Source organism: Streptomyces sp. NBC_01410, from assembly GCF_045040195.1.
GTDB lineage: Bacteria > Actinomycetota > Actinomycetes > Streptomycetales > Streptomycetaceae > Streptomyces.
On sequence record NZ_CP109530.1, the window covers coordinates 8,151,150 to 8,175,109 of the forward strand.

The following is a 23,960-nucleotide window of genomic DNA, read 5'->3' on the forward strand; positions in this document are numbered from 1 at the left end:
GTGAGGGGAGCGGGCCCCGCCGCGGCGACAAGGCGACGGCGGAGCCCGGCGGACTCAGGCGGAAGAGGGCATCTGCAGAACGCCCGTGCCCCGCTTGACCAGTTCACCCGCGATGATCAGCCGCTGGATTTCCGAGGTGCCTTCCCAGATGCGGTCGACGCGCAGTTCGCGGTAGAGGCGTTCGACGGGGTAGGAGCGGTCGTAGCCGCGGCCGCCGAAGATCTGTACGCAGCGGTCGATGACCCGGCCGGCCGCCTCGCTCGCGGACAGTTTGGCGATGGCCGCCTTCGCATGGAGCGTCTTACGGTCGCAGGCGCCCTCGGTCACCTCCCAGGCGACCTGATGGGTGTAGGCGCGGTTGACTGCGATGTCGGTGGCGCAGTCCGCGAGCATGCCCTGGATGAGCTGGAAGTCGGCGATGGGGGAGCCGAACTGGCGTCGTTCGACTGCCCAGTCGCGGGCCAGTTCCAGGGCTCGTTCGGCGGCCCCGGTGGTGCGCGCCGCGATCATCAGCCGCTCTTCGGTGAACCAGGAGCGGGTGATGTCGTAGCCGTTCCCGATGCCGCCGAGCACGGCGTCGTCGCCGACATGGACGTCTGTGAACGTAAACTCGGGGTGCTCGTATACGAAGGTGTGCATGAAGCGCGGCACCCGTGTCATCTCGATGCCCGCAGTGTCCTTGTCGACCAGGAAGAGGGTCGGTGCACGCTCCTCACCGGCGGCGGCCAGCACGATCATGAAGTCGGCGTGGTCGCCGACCGTGACGAACCACTTCTCGCCGTTGAGCACCCAGCCGCCGGTCGTGCGCGTCGCCGTCGTGGAGATGTTCTGCGGGTCGGATCCGGCCTCCGGCTCGGTCACCGCGTAGCAGTCGCGCCGCCGCCCCCGGATGACGGGAACGAGGTAGCGCTCGCGCTGCTCGGGGGTGCAGAAGCGCAGCGCGTTCGCCGGGCGCCACACCATGTCCCACAACGCACCGGTCAACCGCCCGAGTTCCTCCTGGACAACGGCCTGCTCCAGGATCGTCAGTCCTGCTCCGCCCCACTCCTCGGGCATGTTGACGGCCTGGAGCCCGCTGTCCAGGACGGCGTCGCGGATCTCGGCGTGGGCGGCGGGCGGCAGGCCGTTGTTCTCCTCGCAGTCGAGCTCGTACTTCATGATGAACTCGGTGAGCCCGCGTGCGGAGCTCCTGAGCTCCTCCTGACGGGCGGTGAGACGGAAGTCCATGTCAGTCCTCTGTATAGGGGTGGCCGGGGTGCGGACGGGTGTCAGGAGGTGGGGAGCGCGAGCGCCCGGGTGCCGCGCTTGATCAGCTCGTTGGCGACGATCAGGCGCTGGATTTCGGAGGTGCCTTCCCAGATGCGGTCGACGCGCAGTTCGCGGTACATGCGCTCGACGGGGTACGAGCGGTCGTAGCCGCGGCCGCCGAAGATCTGTACGCACCGGTCGATGACCCGGCCCGCTGCCTCGCTCGCCGCGAGCTTCGCCGTCGACGCCTTCGCGTGCAGCGCCTTGCGGTCGGTGTGCGGCTGATCGGCCTCCCAGGCGACCTGGTGGGTGTAGGCACGGTTGACGGCGATGTCGACGGCGCAGTCGGCGAGCATGCCCTGGATGAGCTGGAAGTCGGCGATGGGGGACCCGAACTGGCGGCGTTCCACGGCCCAGTCGCGCGCCAGCTCCAGAGCCCGCTCAGCGGCTCCGGTGGTGCGCGCCGCGATCATCAGCCGCTCGTCGGTGAACCACTCCTTCGTCAGCTCGTAGCCGTTGCCGACACCGCCCAGCACGTCCTCGTCGGGAACAAACACATCGGTGAACGTGAACTCGGGATGCCCATTGACCGCGGAGTGCATGAAGCGCGGCACACCCGTCATCTCCACGCCCGGCGCCTGCTTGTCGACGAAGAAGAGGGTGGCCGCCCGCTCGGGCCCCGCATCCGCCTGCACCAGCAGGAAGTCGGCGATGTCACCGCAGGTCACAAACCACTTCTCGCCGTTCAGCAGCCAGCCGCCGTCCGTACGGGTCGCGGTGCTGGTGCCCGAGGAGGGGTCCGAGCCCGCGCCCGGTTCGGTCACGGCAAAGGCGTCGAAGCGCTCACCGCGGATGACGGGCAGCAGATACTTCTCGCGCTGCGACTCGGTGCCGTACGCCAGCACGTTGGCGGGCCGCCACGGGATGTCCCAGAGGCAGTTGGTGACCTTCCCGAACTCCTCCTCGACGATGACCTGGTCCAGCAGGGACAGCCCTGCGCCGCCCCACTCGGCCGGCATGTTGATGGCGTACACGCCGGCGTCGATCGCGGCACGGGTCAGCTCGCGGACGGTGTCGGCGGGCAGCGGACCGCCCGCTTCCTCGGACTGGTTCTCGTACTCCATCAGGAGCCTGGTGTACGCGGCGGCCCGGGTCTTGAGGGCGGCCTGCTCGAGTGTGTAGCGGAAGTCCATCGTGTTCTCCGGCCTTTCGTGGGGACGTAGGGGGTCAGGCGACTACGGCGCGGGAGTCCAGGGCGAGCACACCCTCAGGACGGACCAGCAGTGGATTGACCTCCAGTTCGGCGATCTCCGGATGGGCGGCGGCGACGGTGGTGATGCGCTCGATGACCTCTGCGGCGGCGGCCACGTCGACGGCCGGGCGTCCGCGCACGCCGGTCAGCAGAGCGGCGGACCGAAGACCGCGCAGCAGCTGTTCGGCACGGGCCGCCGGAAGGGGGGCCAGGGCGAAGGCGACATCGTTCAGGGCTTCGGTGAGAACGCCGCCGAGACCGACCATGGCGACCGGACCGAACCTCGGGTCCTGGTTGACCCCCACGATCAGCTCGATCCCGTCGCCGAGATCTACCATCGCCTCGACGGAGTAGGCAGGCGCGCCGAGCCTGGCGTGCATCTTCCGGTACGCGGCGAGGAGCGCCGGACGGTCCGGGAGGCGCAGGGCCACTCCGCCCGCGTCGGACTTGTGCAGGACATGCAGGGCTTTCAGGACGTACGGACCGGCGAACTCGTCCGCCGCGGAGAGCAGTTCGGCCTCGCCGGTGATTTCGCGTGCCTGCGGGAACGGCACGCCGGCGTCGGCGAGGAGGCCCCTCACTGCGTGGTAGCCGACATCGCGAACCGGTACGGCGGCCGGCGGCAGCGGGGCGATGCCCGGGCGCCCGGCCGCGCCGGACGCTGCCATCGCGGCGAGCGCACGGGCGGCATCCTCGGTCGCCGAGAACACCGGGATGCCCGCCCCTGCCAGCGTGCGACAGCTCGGCGACTGCGGATACATCGACTGCACGACCAGTGGCTTCGGCCGGGCCCGCCAGTGCGCGACGAGCTCCCGTGCGGCCTCGGCCTCGCCCTCGGCGAGGGTGGCCCCGCCTCCGCCGAGACCGCTGCCGGAGGCCGCGTAGCCGCCGAAGTAGCCCGTCATCAGGACGGCGTCGACCTCGTCGGCGGCGAGCAGTGCGCCCACGGTCTCGGCGTACGAGCGGGGGTTCTGCTCGCCCATTCCGGCCAGGTCGACCGGATTGCCGACCGCGGACTGCTCCCACAGCAGCTCCCGCAGCCGGTTCTGCGCTGCGGCACCGAGTTCGGGGACGTCGAGGCCCGCGGCTTCCGCCGCGTCGGCGGCGATCACGCCGTGTCCGCCACCGTCGGTGAAGACCGCGGTACGCCGCCCGAAGGCACGTGCACCGGAGCCGCGGGCGGCCAGGACCACGGTCATCTCCCGTGGTGTGGCCACCAGTTCCACGCCGGCGTCCCGGCACGCCGCGGCCACGACGTCGGAGGATGTGGTGAGCGCCCCGGTGTGGGACTGGGCGCTGCGGGCGGAGGCGCTGCCGCGGCCCGCGGTGAGCAGAACGACCGGCTTGCCCGCCGCAGCAGCCGCCTGGGCGAAGGCACGCCCGTCGCCGAAGTCCTCGGCGTACACGGCGATCGCCGAGGTGGGCTCGTGCCTCGCGCAGTCCTCGACCAGGTCGACGAGGGTGACATCGGCCTGGTTGCCGAGCGAGACGAACCGGGAGAAGCCGAGGCCGTGCCGCTCCATGCGGAGCTGGAGTTCAAGGGCCAGATTGCCGCTCTGACTCAGCAGCGCGACACCGCCGGGCGCGAAGGTGTCCGAGGCGAGATACAGCTCGGTCGTGTTGTCGGCGATACCCAGGCAGTTGGGGCCGACCAGCACCGCACCCGCCTCCCGCACCCGTGCGGCGAGTGCCTGCTGGCGGGCCAGCCCGTCCGCACCGGTCTCGGCGAAACCGGCGGTGATACCGACGATGGCGCGTGCGCCGCACTCCAGAGCCTCCTCGACCGTGGCCTCGAAGCCCGCCCCGGGTATGGAGATCACCACGAGTTCAACGGGCTCACCGATCTCCGTGAGGCTGGTCGCTGCCGGACGCCCGAGAACGGTCCCGCCGCGGCGGTTCACCAGATGCACGGGCCGGCGTCCGGGGGCGCGCAGCGCCTGGGCCGCCACCGCGTGACCGTACTTCGCCGGGTCGTCGCTGGCGCCGACCACGGCCACGGACTTGGGATCGAAGAGCGCGATCAGGTCACGTCCCATGTCACTTCTCCAGCCGCAGCGCGGAGTTGGGGCAGCTCTCGGCGCAGGCACGGGCTGCGTCCTCTTCGCCGGGGGATACGTCGACGGCGAGCACCGACGCGTAGCCCCATTCGTCGAGTTCGATCAGACCGGGGGAGTGCTCATGGCAGAGCCCGTAGCCCTGGCAGCGTGTGGAGTCCAGGAAGAGTTTCATGCTGTTCCTTTCAGCGAGGGCACGGGCTCGGTGCCGGGAGCGGTGTCCGTGACATGCGGTACGGCGACCATGAGCCGGTGACCGCCACGGGGCGGACAGGAAGCGCAGAGCCGGCACCGCGCATCGAGATGGCTGCGGACGAGGGCGGGAAAGGCACGGAGGAGGCTGCCGGCCGTACCGGCGGCGGCGTCGAGCAGGCCGCATGCGCCCCGTCCCGGCAGGGTTTTCGACCAGCGCTCCAGCCGTTCGGCGGCCTCGGGACCCGCCGTCCCGGCGGTCAGTGCCCGCAGCGTGTCGCGGATGGCGGTGGTGCCCGATACGCAGACGCCGCACTGCCGGGCGCTCTCGCCCGCGAGGTGATCGACCGCGTCGGCGGCGACAGCCACCGGGCACGCAGTCGGGGCCAGGAACCGGATCGCGCCGCAGCCCAGTGCCGTGCCCACACCGGCGAGCGCGGCGTGGTCGAGCGGAAGGGACGGCCAGCCGGGTCCGACGAGCCCGCCGAAGAGTCCGCCCATGAGCGCTCCGGACGCGTCGGCGGCGCCCAGTTCGGCGGCGATTGTGCCCAGGGTGGTTCCGTAGGGGACCTCGGCGAGGAGGGAGCCCTCGCCGGGGTCGGCGGCGCCATAGTCGGTGGAGAGGGTGAGCAGCGTGCTGTGGGCGATGCCGTGACGCAGGTCGGGGTGTGCGGCGATGAGCGCGATCCGGGCGAGTGTCTCGACGTTGCAGACCAGGGTGGGCCGGTCGGCGACTCCGCGTTCGAACGGGCGCGGGGGCTTGGCGGTCGGCAGGGCGGGTCCGCCGTTGATGCGCCGGACGACGGCGGTCTCCTCCCCGGCCACATAGGTGTGGTCCGTCTCGATCACCTCGACCGGCAGCGCCGTAGGGCGCTCGGCCAGGGCACGGCGGACGCGTGCCGCCGCGCAGGGATCGGAGAGGTAGACGTAGCCGTGTGCGGCTCCGGTGATCGCGGCGGCGAGGGTGAGTCCGTCCAGTACGAGGTGGGGCCGGGCGCGCAGCAGCCAGCGGTCCTTCACCGACCCGGGCTCGCCCTCCTCACCGTTCGCCACCACGACGGGCATACCGCTGCCGTCCCGTACGGCCGCGAGCTTGATGGCGGCCGGGAATCCCGCGCCGCCGCGGCCGAGCAGACCGGCGTCGGTGATCAGGTCGAGCAGCTTCGCCGGATCGGCGGTGCCGCGGTATCCGCCGGTGGCGGCATACGTCTCGGCATCTTCCGTGACCTCGGGGGCCGGGCCGAGCAGGGCTCCGGGTCCACCGGGCATCAGGGACCGGATACGGGTGGTGGCAGTCGCGGACGTCGATACGCCGCCCCCGATTTCGCTGGTTTCTGGAGGGCTGCCGGCTGTCGGGCCGCGGGTCTGCGTCGCAGGTGATTCCCGCTGTCCGGGCGCGCTCGGCCCCGTCGCCGCGCCGGTCCCGGTTCGGGGCGCTGCGTTCGCCGTCATCTCCGGCCTCCTTGCGTCAGCGTCGGCTCCGCTCCGCTCGCAGGTGGAGCTGTGGCGGTGCGCAGCGCCCGTACCGCCTGCTCCAGGGCTCTGCGGTCAGCCTCCGTCCGGTCGTATCCGGAGCCCGGCAGACCAATGAGCATCCGGTGGTGGTCGAGCACGACTTCGCCCGCGAGGAGGGCAGCCCTGCGGTCGCCGGGCACGGAGCCGTCGGCGACGGAGGTCACCAGCGAGGTGACCTCGGCGAGATAGCGCAGCCAGCTGCGCCGGCTGCCGCGCAGGATCAGGCTCTCGACCCGGCGCCGCTCCGCGGCCGCCGTCATCGGCGGTAGTGCGGCCGTGTCCGGCGCACGGGTGCGCAGGGCAGCGACGGCAGGGGGCAGCTCCCGTTCCGGTTCGGGTGTCAGCCCGAGCCAGACGAGACTCCGACGACCGCTCATGCGTGCCTCCGGGAGAGGAGTGGGGAGCCGTCACGGCGCATCCGGGCCGGTGGGGAGCCGAGTGCGGTGATCGTGTGTCCGTGGCCTGCGGCCGTGGACCGGGGTGCCGTGCGACGGGGATTCGGCGGTAGGGGACCGGGCGGGGTCGCCCGGGAGCTGCCGGCGTCCGGCTCCGGGGCACAAAGCCTCGGATCGCCGGGAGCAGCGATGACGACTACGCTAACTAATCAATTAGTCAGTCCACAAGACTTGACACCCCGGCAACCCGCCAGCAATCTGACTGACCAATTAGTCAGTGCAGTACGCGGCACCGGATGCATCACCCGGCCTCCGTACTGCCCCAGGGCCGCCTCAACACCGATCGCCGCCTGTGCGGCATTGAGGAGTCAGCCGATGCAGCCCGAAGCCGAAGCCCCAGCAGCTCCCGCAGCACCGCCTCAGCACGAGCCGCGCGAGACGAACCCCGGCCGCACAAGCCACGCAGACGCCACAGCGGACCCGGACAGCCCGCACCAGGACGACCCCGGCCAAGCCCTGTCCGCCCGCTACTACACCGACCCCGACACGGCGGCCGCCGAAACCCGGCACATCTTCGCCAGGTCCTGGCAGCTCGTGTGCCATGAATCCGACCTCCCCGGCCCAGGCGCCAGACTCGCCGCCACGGTCGCCGGCCGCGAGGTGCTGGTGGTACGGACCGAGGACAACAGCCTCGCCGCCCACCTCAACATCTGCCGCCACCGCGGCACCCGGCTGGTCACCAGGCCCGAACCGTCCGGCAAGGCGATTCGCTGCCCCTACCACGGCTGGACGTACAAACTCGACGGGCGCCTCGTCGGTGCCCCCGAGTCGCGCCAGATCCCGTGCCTGGACAAGCCGAAGCTCGGTCTCTTCTCCGTCCGCGTGGAGTCGTTCCTCGGCTTCGTCTTCGTCAACCTCGACCAGAACGCCGTACCCCTGGCAGAGCAGTGCGCCGGACTCGCGGAAGCCGTCGGCCATTACGCCGGAACCGATCTCGTGCCCATCGGGCGCAGCCGTATCCACGATCTGGAAGGTGCCGAGGTCCAGCACGCCAACTGGAAGGTCGCCGTCGACAACTATCTCGAGGGTTACCACGTGCCGGTCGCCCACCCCGGGCTGATGCGGCTGCTCGACTACCAGGGCTACACCAGCGAGATCGGTGAGGCGTACACGCTGTTCGCCTCGCCGTTGCGCGACAAGCCGTCCTCGAACTGGGCCGAGCGCCTCTACCAGCGCATCACCGCCCCCATGCCCGGTCTGACCGAGGCCGACCGCCGGGTCTGGCGGTACGCCGTGATCTACCCCAATACACTTATCGACTTTTACCCCGACCATGTGCTTGCCTGGACCGCGATCCCGACGGCGGTGGACCGCGTGGCCGTACCCGGAGCGTTCTACACCCGCCGTGGCACCGGACTGCGCACCAGGCTCGCCCGGCGGCTGAACATCCACATCGGCTGGATCACCAACGACGAGGACGCCGAACTGGTGGCCCGAGTGCAGAAAGGACTCACCACACCGGGCTTCGAACCAGGTCCCCTGTCCCGGCGCGAGTCCGCGGTCGGCTGGTTCGCCGGCCGCGTCCGCGCCGATCTGGACGGCGTGGAACCCTGAGCCGAACCCGTCCCCGCGGCCGCCGGGCAGCACTGAGCTGACCCTCCTCGCGGCCGGCGTGGAGCCCGAACCGCCAAGGCCACCCCCCCTGTCGAGTACGCCGTCGGTCCCCCCGAACCGATCCGCGGCTCACCGGTCCCGCACGCGGAGGCGTGCCAGGGACCGCCCTGCCCGCACCAGGTGTCCGTTGCCCGCGCGGACCCCACGGAGAGGACCTCGTATGTCCCCCGAAGCATTTTCCCCGTCCCGCCGCTCCTTCCTGCGCTCCGGCTCCGCCGCGGCCGTCGGTCTCGGCCTGACTGCGGCCGGCTGCGGTTTCTCCTCCTCCGGCCCCGCCGCGCAGAAGGCCGAGGACAAGCCCATCGACGTCAAGGTCGACGGTGACCTCGTCTACTTCAACTGGGCCGACTTCGTCGACCCGGCCGTCTTCGCCGGATTCCAGAAGGAGTACGGAGTCAAGGTCATCCAGTCGAACTTCGACTCGATGGAAGGCATGGCCGCCAAGCTCAACGCCGGCAACCGCTACGACATCATCTTCCCCACCGCGAAATGGGCCCAGCGGCTGGCGGAAGGAAACCGGCTGCGCCCCATCGACCACAGCCGGCTGAAGAACGCCGATGCCATCTTCAGCCACTACGACTACTTCGCCGACCCCTGGTACGACCCCAGCGCGCGGCACACCGTCCCCTTCACCATGTACAAGACCGGGATCGGCTGGCGGAAGGACAAGATCGGCAGCGACCTGGCCGGCTCCTGGGGCGATCTGTGGAACGCCCGGGCCAAGGGCAAGGTGTTCCTGCTCGACGACCGGGACGAAGTCCTGGGCATGGGGGCGCTCAAGCTCGGCCTCGACGTCTCCACCAGCCGGGACGGTGAGCTGGGCCGTATCACCAGCTCCCTGCGCTCCCTGCGCCCCCATCTGCGCGGCTTCTCCAGCGACAGCTACAACAACCTGCTGACCGGCAACGCGGCCATGACCCAGGCGTGGAGCGGCGACATGGCCGCCATGCTCAACCAGGCGAAGGACCCCTCGATCTTCGGCTTCGAGGTCGCGAAGGAAGGGGCTCCGATCAATTCGGACTGCTACGCCATCCCTTCCGACGCCCGCCACCCCGGCACGGCGATGCTCTTCATCGACTACATGCTCCGCCCGGAGAACGTGAAGAAGAACATCGAGTACATCGGCTATCCCATGCCGGTCCACGGCAGTGAGAAAACGTACGCCGCGCTCGTGGAGCCGTTCCCCGAGTGCCAGGTCTCCGCCGACGACCTCACGGACGAGCTCTACTTCCGCAATGTCACCTCCGAGGGCGAACAGGCCCGCGACACCGCCTGGACCCGTGTGAAGGCCGGCTGACGCCATGAGACGACGCACAGATCACGTCCTGCCCCCACCCCGCAGAGGACCGTCCGCGGGCAGCAACCGGCTGTGGGCCTGGCTCATGGTCCCGGGCACCCTGTGGATGTCCGCGTTTCTGGTCGCCTCCCTGGTCCTGGTCGCCGCACTGGCGCTCGGCACCACCGATCCCCTCGGCAATCCGCACTTCGGGCTCAACTTCGAGAACATCAGGGCGCTGGCCGAACCCGCCTACCGGGCCGTGCTGCTGCGCTCCCTCGGCTACGCCCTGCTCACCTGCGTCATCTGTCTGGCCGTGGCCTACCCCGTCGCCTACGCCATCGCCCTGCACGGCGGACGCTTCAAGAACCTCCTGATCGCCGCCATCGTCGTTCCGTTCTTCGCCAACTACCTGGTCCGGATGTACGGCTGGTCCGTCGTCCTGTCCGACGACGGTCCCCTGCTGAAGGCACTGCGCGCCGTCGGGCTCGCCGACAGCAGCACCAAGATTCTCCAGTCCGGCGTGGGCGTCATCGCCGGACTGGTCTACGGCTTCATCGTGTTCATGATCATCCCGCTGTACGCGGCGCTGGAGCGCATGGACGTCTCGCTGATCGAGGCAGGCCGCGACCTCTACGGAGGGCCCCTGCGGACCTTCTTCTTCGTCACGCTTCCCGCCACCCGGCAGGGCGCCGCAGCCGGCTGCGTCCTTGTCTTCCTGCCCGCCATGGGCGACTTCGTCAGTGCCCAGCTGATGGGAGGCCCCGACCAGATCATGATCGGCAACCTGATCCAGGACAAGTTCTTCCAGGGCCAGAACTGGCCGCTCGGCTCGGCACTCACCATGCTCATGATGGCGGTGCTGTTCCTCGGGATGGTCGGCTACCTCCGCCGGGCCCGCAAGGACGAAGCGGAGGCGGCCCGATGACTCTGCGCCCGGCCCTCAAACCGCAGCGCCGCCCCGCCCCTCGTGCGCTCCGCGCCGTGACCACGCGCACGGAGAGCAGCCCTGCCACCGGCGCGCCCCGCCTCCGCAGGCGCCGCCGCGGCACCGACCGCAAGCCCCGCTTCGCCCTCGCCGTCACGGCCGCGTTCTTCGCGCTCCTCTACCTGCCCATCGGCGTCGTCGTCCTCTTCTCCTTCAACTCCCAAAAATCCCTCACCGTCTTCAAGGACTTCAGCCTCCGCTGGTACTCGGCGTTCTTCCGGGACGACGTCCTGCTCGACTCGCTCGGCATGAGCCTGCGGGTGTCCCTGGTCGCGACGGCCGGTTCGCTGATCCTCGGCGTGGCACTGGCACTCGGCCTGGTCCGCTGCCGCAGCCGCCTCGGCTCCCTCGCAGGCCTCATCATGCTCGTCCCCCTGATCACCCCCGAGATCGTCACAGGGGTCGCGGCCATGATGCTCTTCAAGGGCATGGGCATCACGCTGTCCACCGGCACCGTCATGCTCGCGGAGATCACCTTCTCCATCTCCTACGTGACGGTCATCCTGCGGTCCCGGATCGCCGCCCTCAACCCCGAGGTCGAAGAGGCCGCGATGGACCTCGGAGCCACCCGCTGGCAGGCGCTGCGCCTGGTCACCCTGCCCGCGCTGCTCCCCAGCATCCTCGCCTCCGCCGTACTGATCTTCGCCCTCGTCTTCGACGACTTCGTCCTCGCCTACTTCACCACCGGCGTCGACCCGCAGCCGCTGTCCGTCCGCATCTACTCGGCGATCCGGTTCGGTGTCCAGCCCACCATCAACGCCGTCGGCACCCTGATGCTCGCCGGATCCATCGGCCTCATCGCCCTCGCCCTGTTCATCCCGCGCCTGTTCGGCCGTCGCGGCGGCCTCGACCTCCTCTCCGGGAAGTGACACCCGTGACCACGACGACCACCTCGGCCGCCCTGGCGGCGACGGACACCGCACCCGCGGTCCGGCTCGACTCCCTCAGCAAGAGCTACGGCGACTCCTACGCCGTCCGCGACCTCACCCTGGACATCGCGTCCGGCGAGTTCTTCTCCCTCCTCGGCCCTTCGGGCTGCGGAAAGACCACGTCGCTGCGGATGATCGGCGGATTCACCGACCCCACCGAGGGCACCATCCTGCTCGGCGGTGAAGACGTCACGTTCCTGCCTCCCAACAAGCGCAACGTCAACACCGTCTTCCAGAGCTACGCACTCTTCGACCACCTCTCGGTCGCCGACAACGTCGCCTTCGGCCTCAAGCGCGCAGGTGTCGGCCGCACCGAGATACGCGAACGCGTTGCCACCATGCTGGAGCGGGTACAGCTCGGCAGCCTGGCCGACCGCAAGCCCCACACCCTCTCCGGCGGCCAGCGCCAACGCGTCGCCCTGGCCCGCGCCCTGGTCAACCGCCCCCAAGTCCTGCTCCTCGACGAGCCGCTGGCCGCGCTGGACCTCAAACTGCGCCGCCAGATGCAGGTCGAACTGAAGCAGATCCAGCGGGAGATCGGCATCACCTTCGTCTTCGTCACCCACGACCAGGACGAAGCCCTCACCATGTCGGACCGGGTCGCGGTGATGAACGAGGGCCGCGTCGAGCAGTGCGGCACCCCCGAGGACGTGTACGAACGCCCGGCCGGGAGCTTCGTCGCCTCCTTCATGGGCACCTCCAACCTCGTGCCCGGTACCTACCGCGCCGGTGAGGTCCACGTCGACCAAGGCCCCGTGCTCCCCGTCGGGCCCCGCGCCGGCGTCAGCGACGGCAGCCGGGTCAGCCTGTCCATCCGGCCGGAGAAGATCTGGCTCTCCGACCTCGAACCCGGCATGACCCGCGTGAACGGCGTCGTCCGGGAAACCGTCTACTCCGGGCCGACCACCACCTACCTCATCGAACTCGCCCCCGGTATCACCCTGTCCGTACTGGAGCAGAACACCGACCGCTCCCGCATGGAAGACCGCTGGAGCGGCGGCGAAAGCGTCGAGATCGGCTGGAGGCCCGAGCACTGCCTGGTTCTCGACTGACCGCCCCGACCGTTTAGGCCCTGTCCGGCCGATCTTGCCGGGCTCGCGTGCCCTGGCACGGCGCCTCTCCCCCGTAGCCCTTCGGGCACGGGAGGTACCCCCATCGCCAGACCCCGCTCCCTGATCCGGCCTGATCGACCGCACAGGGCCTAGCCGACCCAGCGAAGGAACGCACCCATGAACCACGATGTCATCGTGCTCGGCGCAGGACTCGCAGGTCTCGCCGCCGCACGGGACCTCGCCGCGGGCGGAGCCGACGTGCTCGTCCTGGAGGCCCGCGACCGAGTGGGCGGACGGGTCGAACAGACCGAACTCCCCGACGGCCGGCTCGTCCAGCTCGGCGGTGAAGTCGTCGGCCGGGCCCACACCGCCTATCTCACCCTCGTCGCAGAACTCGGACTCACCCTCGTCCCCAGCTATGTCGCCGAACCCGGGTCCATGGCCCGCGCCACACCCGAGGGGATCTCTGCCGGGGATCCGCCCCACTGGTTCGGCCCCGGAGACGACGCCTGCCACCGACGGCTCACCGCCGCGTTCACGACCCTCGCCCACAGCGTCGACCCCGACAACCCCTGGTCACACCCCGAGGCCGCCGCTCTCGACGCCCTCTCCGTCGCCGCATGGCTGCGCTCCGAGGGCGCGAGTCCCGCCGTCGTACGCCTGTGGGAGATCGGTCAACTGGCCCTGGCGAGCGGCTCGTACGAACGGACCTCGCTGCTGTCCGCCCTGCGCAAGCACGCAGCCGTCCCCGGCGGCGACGAGACAGAGCACTACGACTACCAGGACTGGGAAGGGCTGCGGGTGGCCGAAGGATCGGCGACGGTGGCCCTGCGCATGGCCGACGGGCTGGGGCACCGCATCCGGCTCGGCGCGCCCGTCGAGGAAGTCGCCGCAGGGCCGGGCGGCTGCACCGTACGCATCGCCGGAGGGCAGAGCTTCACCGCCGGCGCAGTCGTCAGTGCCCTGCCCGTCGGGCCCCTGCGCCGCCTCACGGTGACCGGAGTCTCCGACGCACGACTCGCTTCCCTGCACCGGCAACGACAGGCCGTCGCCGCCAAGTTCGTTGCCGCATACGACAAGCCGTTCTGGCGCGCATCGGACCTGAGCGGCCTGTCCGAGTGCGAAGGCGTCCTCGGCAGCACCTGGCCGCAGAACGAAGGAATCCTCTCCGCCCTCGTCCCACCGGAACGGTACGGCGTGCTCCTCGGTATGCCCGAAGCGCTGCGGGAGCACGAACTGCTCGGCGACATCGCCCGCCTCTACGGCGATGCAGCGCACAGCCCGCTGAACACCTACGTGCGGATGTGGGGCACCGATCCGTTCACCCAGGGATACGTGACCCAGTGGACCCCCGGCGATGTCATGGCCGTCGGCCCCCTGCACGCAACCCACGAACCGCCCTTCTATGTCTGCGGATCCGACCAGTGGGTGGCGGGCTACATGGAAGGCGCGGTACGCACCGGACGCGCCGCGGCGAAAGAGGCACTCAACCGTGGCTGAGACCCGCACGCACACCGTCCTCAACCACATCGGGGGAGCGGACCTGCCGGCGGCCTCGGGCGCGACAACCGAGCTCGTCGACCCGGCGACCGGCAGGACACACGGCACCGCCCCGCTCTCCGGCCCGCAGGACACCGACGCGGCCTGCGGAGCCGCGGCAGCCGCGTACGAGCTGTGGTCCACGACCACACCGGCCGAACGGGGGCTCGCACTGCTGCGCATCGCCGACGCCATGGAGAGCCACGCGGACGACCTGGTCGCGGCGGAGACCGCGGACACCGGCAAGCCCGCCGACCTGTTCCGCGCCGACGAACTGCCCGCGATCACCGACACCTTGCGCTACTTCGCAGGAGCGGCACGGAATCTGCCCGGTGCCGCCGCGGGCGAGTACACCGAAGGGCGCACCTCGCTCTTGAGGCGCGAACCGGTCGGTGTCTGCGCCCAGATCACGCCGTGGAACTACCCCCTGATGATGGCCGTCTGGAAGATCGCACCGGCGATCGCGGCCGGCAACACGACCGTACTCAAACCCGCCGACACCACCCCGTCCTCGACCGCACTGCTCGCCCGGATCGCCGCCGGGCATCTGCCCGCCGGTGTACTGAACGTGGTGTGCGGCAACCGTGACACCGGACGGGCCCTCGTCGCCCACCCGGCAATCCGGCTGATCGCCGTCACCGGAAGCGTCCGGGCCGGCCAGGAGATCGCGGCCGCGGCTGCCGCGGACCTCAAACGGGTCCATCTGGAACTGGGAGGCAACGCCCCGGTCATCGTCCACGACGACGTCGACGTCGAGACAACCGCCGCGCAGCTTGCCGCTGTTGCGTACTACAACGCGGGCCAGGACTGCACGGCCCCCACCCGCATGCTCGTTGACGCCCGTATCCACGACGCATTCGTGGACGCTTTCACCGCCCACGCCGCAGCCCTGACCCCGGGAGTCGACTTCGGCCCCCTCAACAGCGCCTCCCAACGCGCCGCGGTGAAGGGTCTGCTGGACCGTCTGCCCGGCCACGCAAAGATCGCGACGGGCGGCTGTGAGGTACCGGGGCCCGGCTTCTTCCATCAGGCCACCGTCGTCACCGGCGTCCACCAGAGCGACGAGATCGTCCAGGAGGAAATCTTCGGCCCTGTGGTCACCGTCCAGCCCTTCACCGACGAGTCCGAGGCCCTCCGTCTCGCCAATGACGTGCGCTACGGCCTGGCGGCCGGGGTCTGGACCACGAACCACGAGCGGGCGATGCGGGCGATGAGGGCTCTGCGTACGGGCATCGTCTGGGTCAACACGCACGGCACCACCGTGTCCGAGATGCCGCACGGCGGTGTCAGGCATTCGGGCTACGGCAGCGATCTGTCCCTGGCGGGCCTGTTGGACTACACGCAGGTCAAGCACGTGATGCTGTAGGCCGGGGACAGGGCTTCCGTCCAGGCCGGTGGTGATCGGCGCGCGCCCAGGCTTCGGTCTCACGGGGGCGCGGGTCCTCGCTCAGCTCCCAGGCGGCGCCGATCCGCTGCACGCGGCAACGGCCGGACTCGTGGCGGGGCCAGCCGGGATCGCCGCTTGAGGCGAAGCGGACCCATGCCTGGTGCGTCCGGGCGGCGAGGCCGGCGTGCGGCTCGCTGGTGCCGAGCAGTGCTTGCGGGCCGTGCAGCGAAGGCAGGTCGAGGCGGTCGAATACGAACGGCAGCTCCATGGTGTGGCTCGCGCCGAGCTGTCCGTCGAGCGCGTTGGACCGCCAGGTGAACTCGTAGACGAATGTCGGTGCGTTCGCCGCTGTCGCGTGCGCGTCGGCCATCCGCCGGGTGCCGGTGCCGAAGAGTCCGTCACCGAGCACGGAGGCGCGCAGTTCTGCGGCGGATGCGGTCGGCCGCTGGGTCCGGTAGGCATGGATCAACTCGTCGGGGCGGGGATGGAATCGCGACGCGGTTGCCCGGACATCGGCGTCGGTGCTGCCGGGCAGCACGCCGTTCGGGGCGAGGTAGAGCCTGCCCTCGTCGAGGTTGGCGCCGATGAGCAGATCGACATCCGTCCCGCAGCCGGCGGCTACGGCGGCGGCCGGCTGCTGTTCGAGGACGAGGCTGAACGCGGTGATGCCGCCGAGCGGGTCGTGGTGGGTCGGCGTATGCAGGTCCAGGCCGCTCAGGTGGGGGACGAGGCCGACGAGTCGCTCGTCGGGGATGTCGGCCAGGGCGCGGGCGGTGGGTTCGAGTCCGAGGTACCGCCCGACTTCCGCCGTGACGATCCGCGCCTGCTCGGGGGTGAATGCGGCGGTGCCGCTGCCGCTTTGCATGATCGCCCGGCGGATCAGGCCGTGCGAGGCTGCGTCGGCGAGGACGCCGCCGACGATGATGGCTCCTGCGGACTGGCCGAACAGAGTCACGTTGGCCGGATCGCCGCCGAAGCGGGCGATGTTGTCCTGCAGCCAGCGCAGTGCGGCGATGACGTCGAGCATGCCTCGGTTGTCCGGGGCGCCCGGCAGGTGCAGGAAGCCGGGGATGCCCAGGCGGTAGTTCAGGGTGACGAGGACGACGCCGTCTCGGGCGAAGGCGGTCCCGTCGTACAAAGGGGCGCTCGTTGAGCCGGCGACGAAGCCGCCGCCGTGGACGAACACCATGACGGGCGCCGGGGGCCCCTGCCGGTCCGGTGCCCAGATGTCGGCGGTGAGGTATTCGGCGCCGGGCCGCCAGCCCGGCGCGAAGTAAGGAGACATGTCCAAGGAGCCGAATGCGTCCCGGGCAGGCTGCGGCGCTGTCGGGCCGCGCCGGGCAGCGTCACGGACCTGTGTCCACCGCTGGTGCGGGCGGGGTGCGGCGAATCGCAGGGCACCGACGGGCGCGGCCGCGTACGGCACACCGAAGAAGGCCGTTCCGTGGGTGTTGCGGCGACCGCGTACCGGGCCGGTGGTCGTGGTGACGATGACGGAATCGGTGGGTGCCATCGGGTGTCCTTTCGTGTTGCGCGGCGCTCGGCCGGTCGCCCGCCGCGGCCCTTGGGTGGGCGCGGCAGCGGGCGACCGGTCGGGTTCTGCGGGTTGTGCCGGGGGCTCAGTACCGGGGGAGCGGGGCCCACCGCTTGATGGCGAAGGCGCCCGCGTCATGGGTCACTTCGAGCGCGCTGTGCCCGCTGAAGTGTGCGGGCAGTACGAGCGCGTTGGTGTCGGCGGCCCAGCCGAGCAGCTTGCGACGGGTCGCGCGGGCAGCGGCCGGGTCCTCGCAGAAGCAGCTGTTGTGGTCGGGCTCCATGACCTGCAGCGGTGTGTGCAGCAGGTCACCGGCGAACAAGGCCCGGTCGGAGCCGGAGTTGAGCTTGAGCACGCTGGATCCCGGGGTGTGGCCGGGGGCTGCTTCCAGGTACAGGTTCGCGTCGATGATGTGGCTGCCTTCCCACAACCGCACCTGGCCGGCTGCATGCACGGGGGCGACGCTGTCTTCGAAGACGTTCTCGTTGACGCCACCGGTGATGTTCGGGTTGTTCGCGGGGTTCCAGAACTCGAAGTCGGCCTTGGGCATCAGGTAGGTCGCGTTGGGAAACGTCGGGACCCAGGTGCCGTCGTCCAGGCGGGTGTTCCAGCCGACATGGTCCACGTGCAGGTGGGTGTTCACCACCAGATCGACGTCCTCGGGCCGCACGCCGGCCCGCTGCAGGTTGCCGAGGTAGTCGAGCCGTAGGTGGTCCCACGCCGGGACAGCCGGGCGGGCCTTGTCGTTGCCGATCCCGGTGTCCACGAGGATGGTCCGGCCCTCGCTGCGCAGCAGCCACGTCTGCATCGCGACCTGGACGATGTCGTCGTCGGTGTCGAGGTGGTCGGGTACGAGAACGTTCGCGTGCCGCCGCCACACCTCCTCGGGCGAGCCCGGGAAGAACTGCTGCGGGGTCATGCCGGCGGGGCCGTGCATCTCCTCGATCCGGGTGACGGTGACGTCACCCAGCTTGATCTCGTTCAGGGTCTCATTCATCGTGCGCTCCACGGGGTTGGTCGGTCAGCGGTTGTGCGGGAGACGGGCCAGCAGCAGATGGGGATCGGTGGCCGTGGTGTAGGCGGCGCTGGGCACGTACGCGGTGTCGCGGCGCAGTGCGACCGAGGTCGGGTTCTGCAGACCGTCGGCGGCGGTCAGAACGGTGGACACGGAGCCGTCGCCCCCGATGCGGACGACCGCGTTGGGGGAGTTGAGGGCCGCAAGGATCTCGTCGCCGTTGCCGGTGAAGGCGAAGTCGTCGATGCCTACGAGGTTCGTGGCCCTCGTCTGGACCGGGCCGGACCTGTTGCCCGGCCGTATGGGGATCCGCAGCACGGTGCCCCTGTCGAGATTGGTCACCCACAGCGCACAGTCGTGGATCTTCAGGCCGTTGGCTCCGAGGAAGCCGGCGGGAGCGAGTTCCGCCGCTGAGGACCACGTGGCCGGCTCACCACCGGCGGCGGGGACCGTGAAGATCGTCCCGAGCACCGAGTCGGCGATGTAGAGCACGCCCCTTCGCTCGTCCAGCGCCAGTCCGTTGGGCAGGCCGCCCGCGGGCAGCGCGGCGATGCGGTGCGGGGTGCCGCCCGGGCGAAGTCGCCACAGGCCCGTCAGGTCTTTGGTGCCGCTCGCATAGAGGAAGTACAGCGTCCCGTCATGGGCCCGGGCGATGCCGGTGGTCAGCGCGAAGCCGAGGACGGGGGTGTTCACCCCGCCGTCGGCGGGAGCCGGCAACGTGGCCAGCACCCGCGTCCTGCCCGCGGGGGTGACAGCCGCGACCTGCCGGGCGGCCGCGAAGGTGACGTAGGCCGTGCCGTTGGGCTCCAGCGCGATGTTCTCCGGCATCTGCCCCTGCGTCAGATCGAAATGCGCCGCAATCCGGGTCTTGACCACCGGAGCGGTGCCCGCGGACGCCGGGGCCACGGTGACGGCGGCCAGGGTGACCACAGCGACCGCCGTGGCCGCGCCGGTGATTGTTGCCAGTTTCTTTTTCATGTTCCTTCACGGTTTTTGGGCGTGCGGTATCCACACGCGAAATACGGGTGATCACAGTGAATTGAGCGAATTGATCCCGCGCAGGCAGCACAACGGTCTATGTGCGCCGCGTCGGATTACGTCGGATTACTTTGGATTACTTGGGATTGCTGAAGTGCGCCAGAACGCCGTCCTGGTCGGTCCGCACGCTGTGCATCAGCAGCGTCATGGCGGCCTGGGAGGGCGAACCCGGCTCGGTGGTCGCGACGACGATGTGCTGCCCGATTTCGGTGTGCAGGGTCTGCTGAGTGACTTCCATGCTGCCCACCAGCGGATGCAGCATTTCGTAAACTGCGGCGCCGCCTGCCTTGACCCGGTGATCTGCCCACCAGGAGGCAAATTCGGCGCTCTTGACCGTCAGCTCGCCGATTAGCGCGGCGAGAGCGGGGTCGTCCGGGTGCCGGCCGCATGCGAGGCGCAAAGTGCCCACCACGGCTTTGGCCTTGGCCGGCCAGTCCGCGTACAGGGCGCGGGTGTGGCCGTCCAGGAAGAGCAGGCGAGCCATGTTCGGGCGCTCAGCCGGCCGGTCCGGGCTGCCCGGGTCGAGATGCCCTGCAAACAGGGCGTGACCGGCGCGGTTCCAGGCCAGAACGTCACTGCGCCGGCCGAGCACCACCGTCGGTACGTCTGCCAGCGCGGCCATGAGTTGCACCACGCCCGGCGTCAGCCGTTCCGGCACCGGTCGGCGCACTCGGGCACGGCGGCGTGTGCCGGCGGCCAGGTCGTGCAGGTGCCGGCGCTCGGCCTCGTCGAGCCGCAGGGCCTGGGCGATCGCGTCGAGGACTTCCGGGGAGGCGTTGGACGATTGCCCCTGCTCCAGCCGCGCGTAGTACGAGGCGCTGACTCCGGCCAGGAGGGCCAGTTCCTCGCGCCGCAGACCCGGCACACGGCGCTGGTCTCCGTATGCCACCAGTCCCACGTCCTCGGGCAGCACCTGCGCGCGGCGGGTCCGCAGAAACTCACCAAGCGGTTGTCTTCCGTCCATGTGCTCGAGTATTGGCTCCCCGGCGCGATGCAGCCACACCCTGCCAGGGATACCGCCCTCTACCTGGGCCGGAACCTTGTACTGGCCCCAAGAGCGGGCGGGCTCAGCATGGTTGAGGCTGCTGCCGGATGGGGGCGGCCTCAGTCCCGGGCGACCGGTTCATGTCGGCGGACAAGGCGATCCGCGGCCGCGGGGAAAACCGGTTGCGCTCGCGTGGGGTGCGGACAGAATCAGCGCGTGCAGATCCTGTCGTTCCCCGAAGAAGCCACTCCGTCCGAGTTGCGCATCCAGGTGCGGGAGATCCAGGCGCAGGCGTGGCCGTCCGCGCGTGTCTCGGTGACCCCCGTCGATGCGCCCACCCACGATCCTTTGCTGCGGCCGTTCTCGATGCTGCTGGTGGAGCAGGGCTCGGTGCTGGCCGCGCTGGACATCCTGTCCAAGGAGATCGTCCACGCCGGTCGGCGCTATGCCGCTGGTGGGCTCAGCACCGTGGTGACGAGCCGGGAAGCTCGTGGTCGCGGGTACGGGCGGCGCCTGGTGGCAGCGGCCCGGGAGACGATGGCCACTCAGGGACTGGACCTGGGGGTGTTCACCTGCGACCGCCCCCTTCAGGCGTTCTACGAGAGCGCCGGCTGGCACCTTCTTCCCGGGGCCGTACTCATCGGGGGAACACCGCGGGCTCCCTTCCCCAGCGACCAGCCCGGCTTCGACAAGGTCACCATGGCCGCCTTCTTCTCGGCCGCAGGCAGGCAGGCCCAGACGTCGTTCCACCACAGCCGCATCGAGCTCTATCCGGGAGAGACGGACAAGCTCTGGTGAAGACCGGGAACAGCAGCTTCGCGCCGGTCTGGTCCAGGTCTGGACGGCACGTCCGATGAGCCGGGGAAGGGCAACTCAGGAGGGGGGCCGCAGGAGCCGCCCGCTGATCCAGCCGGTCACCGAGCGCGGGGCGAACCGGGGAGCGTTTGCGAGAAGAGCGTTGCGGAAGCCGGGACGACGGTACCCCGATCGCGGTCGAGCGCGTGCAGCCCGACGGCGACGACGTGGTCGGCGCGGTCGAGCCGGGAGTAGGTGGCGGTGCGGGCGGCCCGGTCGTCGCCCAGCCCGGCGAGGAACGCGGTGTCGACCGGCCCGGGACACAGGGTGAGTACCCGAACCCCGGTACCCCGGGTCTCGACGCGCACCGCCTCGCTGAACGACAGCACAAAGGCCTTCGTCGCCCCGTAGACCGCCTGGTAGGCGCCGGGCTGGAAGGCGATGGTGGAGGCGACATTGACCACTCCGCCGGTACCGCGGTCGAGCATCGCGGGCAGCACCGCGCGGGTCAGCGCGACCAGGGCGGCATTGTTGACGAGTACCTGGTCGTACTCGCGGCCGGGATCGAGCGTGGCGAACCGCCCGTAGCTGCCGTAGCCGGCGTTGTTGACCAGGAGGTGCACGCGGTCGCCGATCTCGCCGACCAGGTGCTGGACGGCGTCGCGGTCGCCCAGGTCGGTCGGTATGACGTCGACCCGTACGGAGTGCGTGCGCTCGATCTCGGCGGCCAGGGCGCGCATCCGGTCCGCCGAGCGGGCGACGAGGATGAGGTTGGCGCCGCGGCCGGCCAACTGCCGGGCGAACTCGGCGCCCAGCCCGCTGCTCGCGCCCGTGACCAGCGCCGTCTGGTCGGCATGGGGGAAGAGTGCCATGTCGGGGACTCCGTTCGGGGCGGTCGGCTCCGTCACTTTCGGCTACATAGTGGCCTGGTTCGGGGTGGCGTGGAGGGAGCCGAGCAGGTTGAGGGCCTGGGCGCTGGGGCTGCCGGATTCGGCCTGGTAGATGACCAGTTGCTGGCCCGGGGCGTCGCGTACGTCGAAGGCCTGGTAGGTGAGGGTCAGGGGGCCGACGTCCGGGTGGAGGAGGTGCTTGGCGTCCTGGGTCTTGCCACGCACGGCGTGGGTGTTCCACAGGGCGGCGAAGTCCGCGCTGTGCTCGGTGAGGGCGCGGACAAGTTCGCGCAGCCGCGGGTTGTCCGGGTCGAGGCCGGCCGCCTGGCGCAGGTGGCCCACGGTGGCCTGCGCCGTGTAGCTCCACCGGGTGTAGAACTGTCGGCCTGCCGGGTCGAGGAAGGCCATGCGGGCCAGATTGTCCGCCTGCTCGAAGGGTGAGTGCAGGGCCTCGGCCAGGGCATTGGTCGCCAGGACGTCCAAGGTCCGGTTGATGACGAACGCCGGGGCGCCCGGGTAGCCGTCCATCAACTGGCGAAGGGCGGGACTCACCCGGTCCGTGGTGTGCGTGAACTGGTTACTCGGCGCTGTCCCGGCCAACTGGTGCAGGTGCGCGTGTGCGTCGGGGCCCAGTTGCAGGGCGCGGCCGAGCGCGTCGAGTACCTGGGCCGAGGGGTGGCGTTCACGCCCCTGTTCCAGTCGGGTGTAGTAATCCGCGTTCACCCCGGCCAGGACGGCGACCTCCTCACGGCGCAGCCCGGCGACTCTGCGCACGCCGTAGCTCGCCATGCCGACGTCCTGCGGCCGCACGGCTGCCCTGCATGCGCGTAGGAACTCTCCCAAGTGGTTGTCGGTCATGTCCTCAGGCTAGGCCGCGGGGGCGGTGTGCTGCCTGGGTGCGGTGCACCCCGGCAGCACACGTCCTGGTCGGCGGTCTTCGTCCTGTCCAGACTCGGGCGGGCAGGACAGATCCGCACCCATGGACGAGGAGAGTCCGTCATGACAGGGAACACGGTGGAGGGCAAGGCCGGCGTGGTCGGCATGTGGGTGACCGCGGACGGTCACATCCGCCAGGAGTTGCGGGCGGACGGCCGGTACGACGAGGCCCGCGGTAACCGGCGCAGCGCGTACACGGGCCGCTACACGGTGACCGGCTGCCACCTCGATTACGTCGACGACTCCGGGTTCACCGCGACGGGCGACATCCGCGACGGCGTGCTCTACCACGAGCACCTCGTGCTCTACCGAGAGGAAAAGCAGGCATGACAGACACAGCCAAGGTCGTGGCGGTCACCGGAGCGAGCAGCGGGATCGGAGAGGCGACCGCCCGCCGGCTTGCCACCGACGGCCACCGTCTGCTCCTTGGAGCGCGGCGCACCGATCGTCTCGAGGCGCTTGCCAGGGAGATCACCAACGCGGGCGGCACTGCGGCGTTCCAGCGGCTGGATGTCACGGATGCCGCCGATGTTCGGGCCTTCGTGTCCGCCGCCTGCGAGCGCTACGGCCGAGTGGACGCTGTGGTCAACAACGCGGGAGTGATGCCGCTCTCGCCGCTGGAAGCGGTGAAAACCGACGAGTGGGACCGGATGATCGACGTGAACGTGCGGGGAGTCCTGCACGGTATCGCCGCTGCCCTGCCCACGATGCGCGCTCAGGGCGGCGGGCACTTCGTGAACGTCGCCTCCGTCGGCGCGTATGAGGTCGTTCCCACCGCCGCCGTCTACTGCGCCACCAAATTCGCCGTCCGCGCGATCTCCGAAGGACTGCGCCAGGAGTCCACCGGGAACATCCGGGTCACCCTCGTATCCCCGGGCGTGACCGAGTCCGAACTCGCCGACAGCATCTCCGACCCTGCTGCCAGGGAGGCCATGAAGGCCTACCGCGCTGTGGCACTGCCCGCCTCCGCCATTGCAGACGCCATTGCCTACGCCCTTTCCCAGCCTTCGCACGTCGACGTCAACGAAATCGTCGTCCGTCCCGCCGCCAGCGCCCAATGACCTGCGGAGCACCACAGGTCGAGCGGGGGCAGAACGCATCACGCCCCTGATGCGGCGGTGCGAGAGGTGGCTCAGTTGTTGATGGCCCAACCGCGGAGCCCGCGGGCGATACGAGCCACGCCGAGTCGGCCCGTCCGCACACAGCAACGCTTGGGTCAGCTCGAACAGTTCGTCACGCCGGGCGGTCAGACACGCCTAGAAGTCG

22 protein-coding genes are annotated in these 23,960 nt (G+C 70.2%); 10 read left to right on the top strand and 12 right to left on the bottom strand.

The features are described 5' to 3' along the window. Positions 1 to 54 precede the first annotated feature (54 nt). The 6 genes from OG741_RS37075 to OG741_RS37100 all read right to left on the bottom strand — a co-directional run bounded on the left by OG741_RS37075 (position 55) and on the right by OG741_RS37100 (position 6,638). On the bottom strand, positions 55 to 1,227 hold the full coding sequence (locus OG741_RS37075) for an acyl-CoA dehydrogenase family protein (RefSeq protein WP_405605135.1): 1,173 nt from the start codon (positions 1,225 to 1,227) through the stop codon (positions 55 to 57). Between the two features lie 41 nt (positions 1,228 to 1,268). Further along, positions 1,269 to 2,441, bottom strand: coding sequence for an acyl-CoA dehydrogenase family protein (locus tag OG741_RS37080; RefSeq protein ID WP_405605137.1), 1,173 nt, complete (start codon positions 2,439 to 2,441; stop codon positions 1,269 to 1,271). A 34-nt stretch (positions 2,442 to 2,475) separates the two neighbouring features. After that, a complete protein-coding gene (locus OG741_RS37085; protein ID WP_405605139.1) occupies positions 2,476 to 4,536 on the bottom strand; it encodes an acetate--CoA ligase family protein in 2,061 nt (686 codons plus the stop codon). A gap of 1 nt (position 4,537) precedes the next feature. Continuing rightward, positions 4,538 to 4,729: a ferredoxin gene (locus OG741_RS37090; RefSeq protein WP_405605141.1), complete on the bottom strand. Its 192-nt coding sequence runs from the start codon at positions 4,727 to 4,729 to the stop codon at positions 4,538 to 4,540. Next, a complete protein-coding gene (locus OG741_RS37095; protein ID WP_405605143.1) occupies positions 4,726 to 6,015 on the bottom strand; it encodes an NADH-ubiquinone oxidoreductase-F iron-sulfur binding region domain-containing protein in 1,290 nt (429 codons plus the stop codon). The genes OG741_RS37090 and OG741_RS37095 overlap by 4 nt, the downstream gene beginning before the upstream one ends. 179 nt (positions 6,016 to 6,194) lie before the next feature. Continuing rightward, entirely contained in the window at positions 6,195 to 6,638 is a 444-nt protein-coding gene (locus OG741_RS37100) for a hypothetical protein (RefSeq protein ID WP_405605145.1), read from the bottom strand. A 393-nt stretch (positions 6,639 to 7,031) separates the two neighbouring features. Here OG741_RS37100 and OG741_RS37105 point away from each other — a divergent pair, with 393 nt between their 5' ends. The 7 genes from OG741_RS37105 (at position 7,032) to OG741_RS37135 (ending at position 15,480) form a co-directional block, all read left to right on the top strand. Further along, the gene (locus OG741_RS37105; RefSeq protein WP_405605147.1) at positions 7,032 to 8,270 is read left to right on the top strand and encodes an aromatic ring-hydroxylating dioxygenase subunit alpha; all 1,239 of its coding nucleotides are present in this window, start codon (positions 7,032 to 7,034) and stop codon (positions 8,268 to 8,270) included. 220 nt (positions 8,271 to 8,490) lie between these two features. Next, the gene (locus tag OG741_RS37110) at positions 8,491 to 9,627 is read left to right on the top strand and encodes a spermidine/putrescine ABC transporter substrate-binding protein (protein WP_405605149.1); all 1,137 of its coding nucleotides are present in this window, start codon (positions 8,491 to 8,493) and stop codon (positions 9,625 to 9,627) included. 4 nt (positions 9,628 to 9,631) lie between these two features. Next, positions 9,632 to 10,534, top strand: a complete 903-nt coding sequence (locus OG741_RS37115) for an ABC transporter permease (RefSeq protein ID WP_405605151.1) — start codon at positions 9,632 to 9,634, stop codon at positions 10,532 to 10,534. A gap of 56 nt (positions 10,535 to 10,590) precedes the next feature. After that, on the top strand, positions 10,591 to 11,463 hold the full coding sequence (locus OG741_RS37120) for an ABC transporter permease (RefSeq protein WP_405605154.1): 873 nt from the start codon (positions 10,591 to 10,593) through the stop codon (positions 11,461 to 11,463). Between the two features lie 5 nt (positions 11,464 to 11,468). Then, positions 11,469 to 12,575 carry an ABC transporter ATP-binding protein gene (locus tag OG741_RS37125; RefSeq protein WP_405605157.1) on the top strand — a complete coding sequence of 369 codons (1,107 nt, stop codon included), beginning with the start codon at positions 11,469 to 11,471 and terminating at the stop codon, positions 12,573 to 12,575. A gap of 177 nt (positions 12,576 to 12,752) precedes the next feature. Then, positions 12,753 to 14,075: a flavin monoamine oxidase family protein gene (locus OG741_RS37130; RefSeq protein ID WP_405605159.1), complete on the top strand. Its 1,323-nt coding sequence runs from the start codon at positions 12,753 to 12,755 to the stop codon at positions 14,073 to 14,075. After that, the gene (locus OG741_RS37135) at positions 14,068 to 15,480 is read left to right on the top strand and encodes an aldehyde dehydrogenase family protein (RefSeq protein ID WP_405605162.1); all 1,413 of its coding nucleotides are present in this window, start codon (positions 14,068 to 14,070) and stop codon (positions 15,478 to 15,480) included. The genes OG741_RS37130 and OG741_RS37135 overlap by 8 nt, the downstream gene beginning before the upstream one ends. Here OG741_RS37135 and OG741_RS37140 read toward each other — a convergent pair. The 4 genes from OG741_RS37140 to OG741_RS37155 form a co-directional block, all read right to left on the bottom strand. Next, positions 15,461 to 17,014 carry a carboxylesterase/lipase family protein gene (locus OG741_RS37140; protein ID WP_405605165.1) on the bottom strand — a complete coding sequence of 518 codons (1,554 nt, stop codon included), beginning with the start codon at positions 17,012 to 17,014 and terminating at the stop codon, positions 15,461 to 15,463. The genes OG741_RS37135 and OG741_RS37140 overlap by 20 nt on opposite strands. Before the next feature lie 106 nt (positions 17,015 to 17,120). After that, positions 17,121 to 18,020: an MBL fold metallo-hydrolase gene (locus tag OG741_RS37145; protein WP_405605986.1), complete on the bottom strand. Its 900-nt coding sequence runs from the start codon at positions 18,018 to 18,020 to the stop codon at positions 17,121 to 17,123. Positions 18,021 to 18,056: 36 nt separating this feature from the next. Further along, positions 18,057 to 19,028 carry a hypothetical protein gene (locus OG741_RS37150; protein ID WP_405605168.1) on the bottom strand — a complete coding sequence of 324 codons (972 nt, stop codon included), beginning with the start codon at positions 19,026 to 19,028 and terminating at the stop codon, positions 18,057 to 18,059. A 136-nt stretch (positions 19,029 to 19,164) separates the two neighbouring features. Beyond that, the gene (locus OG741_RS37155; protein ID WP_405605170.1) at positions 19,165 to 20,052 is read right to left on the bottom strand and encodes a helix-turn-helix transcriptional regulator; all 888 of its coding nucleotides are present in this window, start codon (positions 20,050 to 20,052) and stop codon (positions 19,165 to 19,167) included. Positions 20,053 to 20,289: 237 nt separating this feature from the next. Here OG741_RS37155 and OG741_RS37160 point away from each other — a divergent pair, with 237 nt between their 5' ends. Further along, on the top strand, positions 20,290 to 20,871 hold the full coding sequence (locus OG741_RS37160) for a GNAT family N-acetyltransferase (RefSeq protein ID WP_405605172.1): 582 nt from the start codon (positions 20,290 to 20,292) through the stop codon (positions 20,869 to 20,871). Positions 20,872 to 20,987: 116 nt separating this feature from the next. Here OG741_RS37160 and OG741_RS37165 read toward each other — a convergent pair whose 3' ends face one another. Next, a complete protein-coding gene (locus OG741_RS37165) occupies positions 20,988 to 21,740 on the bottom strand; it encodes an SDR family NAD(P)-dependent oxidoreductase (protein WP_405605174.1) in 753 nt (250 codons plus the stop codon). Between the two features lie 42 nt (positions 21,741 to 21,782). Continuing rightward, complete coding sequence (locus tag OG741_RS37170) at positions 21,783 to 22,616, bottom strand: helix-turn-helix transcriptional regulator (protein WP_405605177.1); 834 nt, start codon at positions 22,614 to 22,616, stop codon at positions 21,783 to 21,785. A 141-nt stretch (positions 22,617 to 22,757) separates the two neighbouring features. Here OG741_RS37170 and OG741_RS37175 point away from each other — a divergent pair, with 141 nt between their 5' ends. Beyond that, positions 22,758 to 23,024, top strand: a complete 267-nt coding sequence (locus OG741_RS37175; RefSeq protein ID WP_405605180.1) for an Atu4866 domain-containing protein — start codon at positions 22,758 to 22,760, stop codon at positions 23,022 to 23,024. Beyond that, entirely contained in the window at positions 23,021 to 23,755 is a 735-nt protein-coding gene (locus tag OG741_RS37180) for an SDR family oxidoreductase (protein WP_405605183.1), read from the top strand. Before OG741_RS37175 ends, OG741_RS37180 begins: the two co-directional genes overlap by 4 nt. The last annotated feature ends 205 nt before the right edge of the window (positions 23,756 to 23,960 follow it).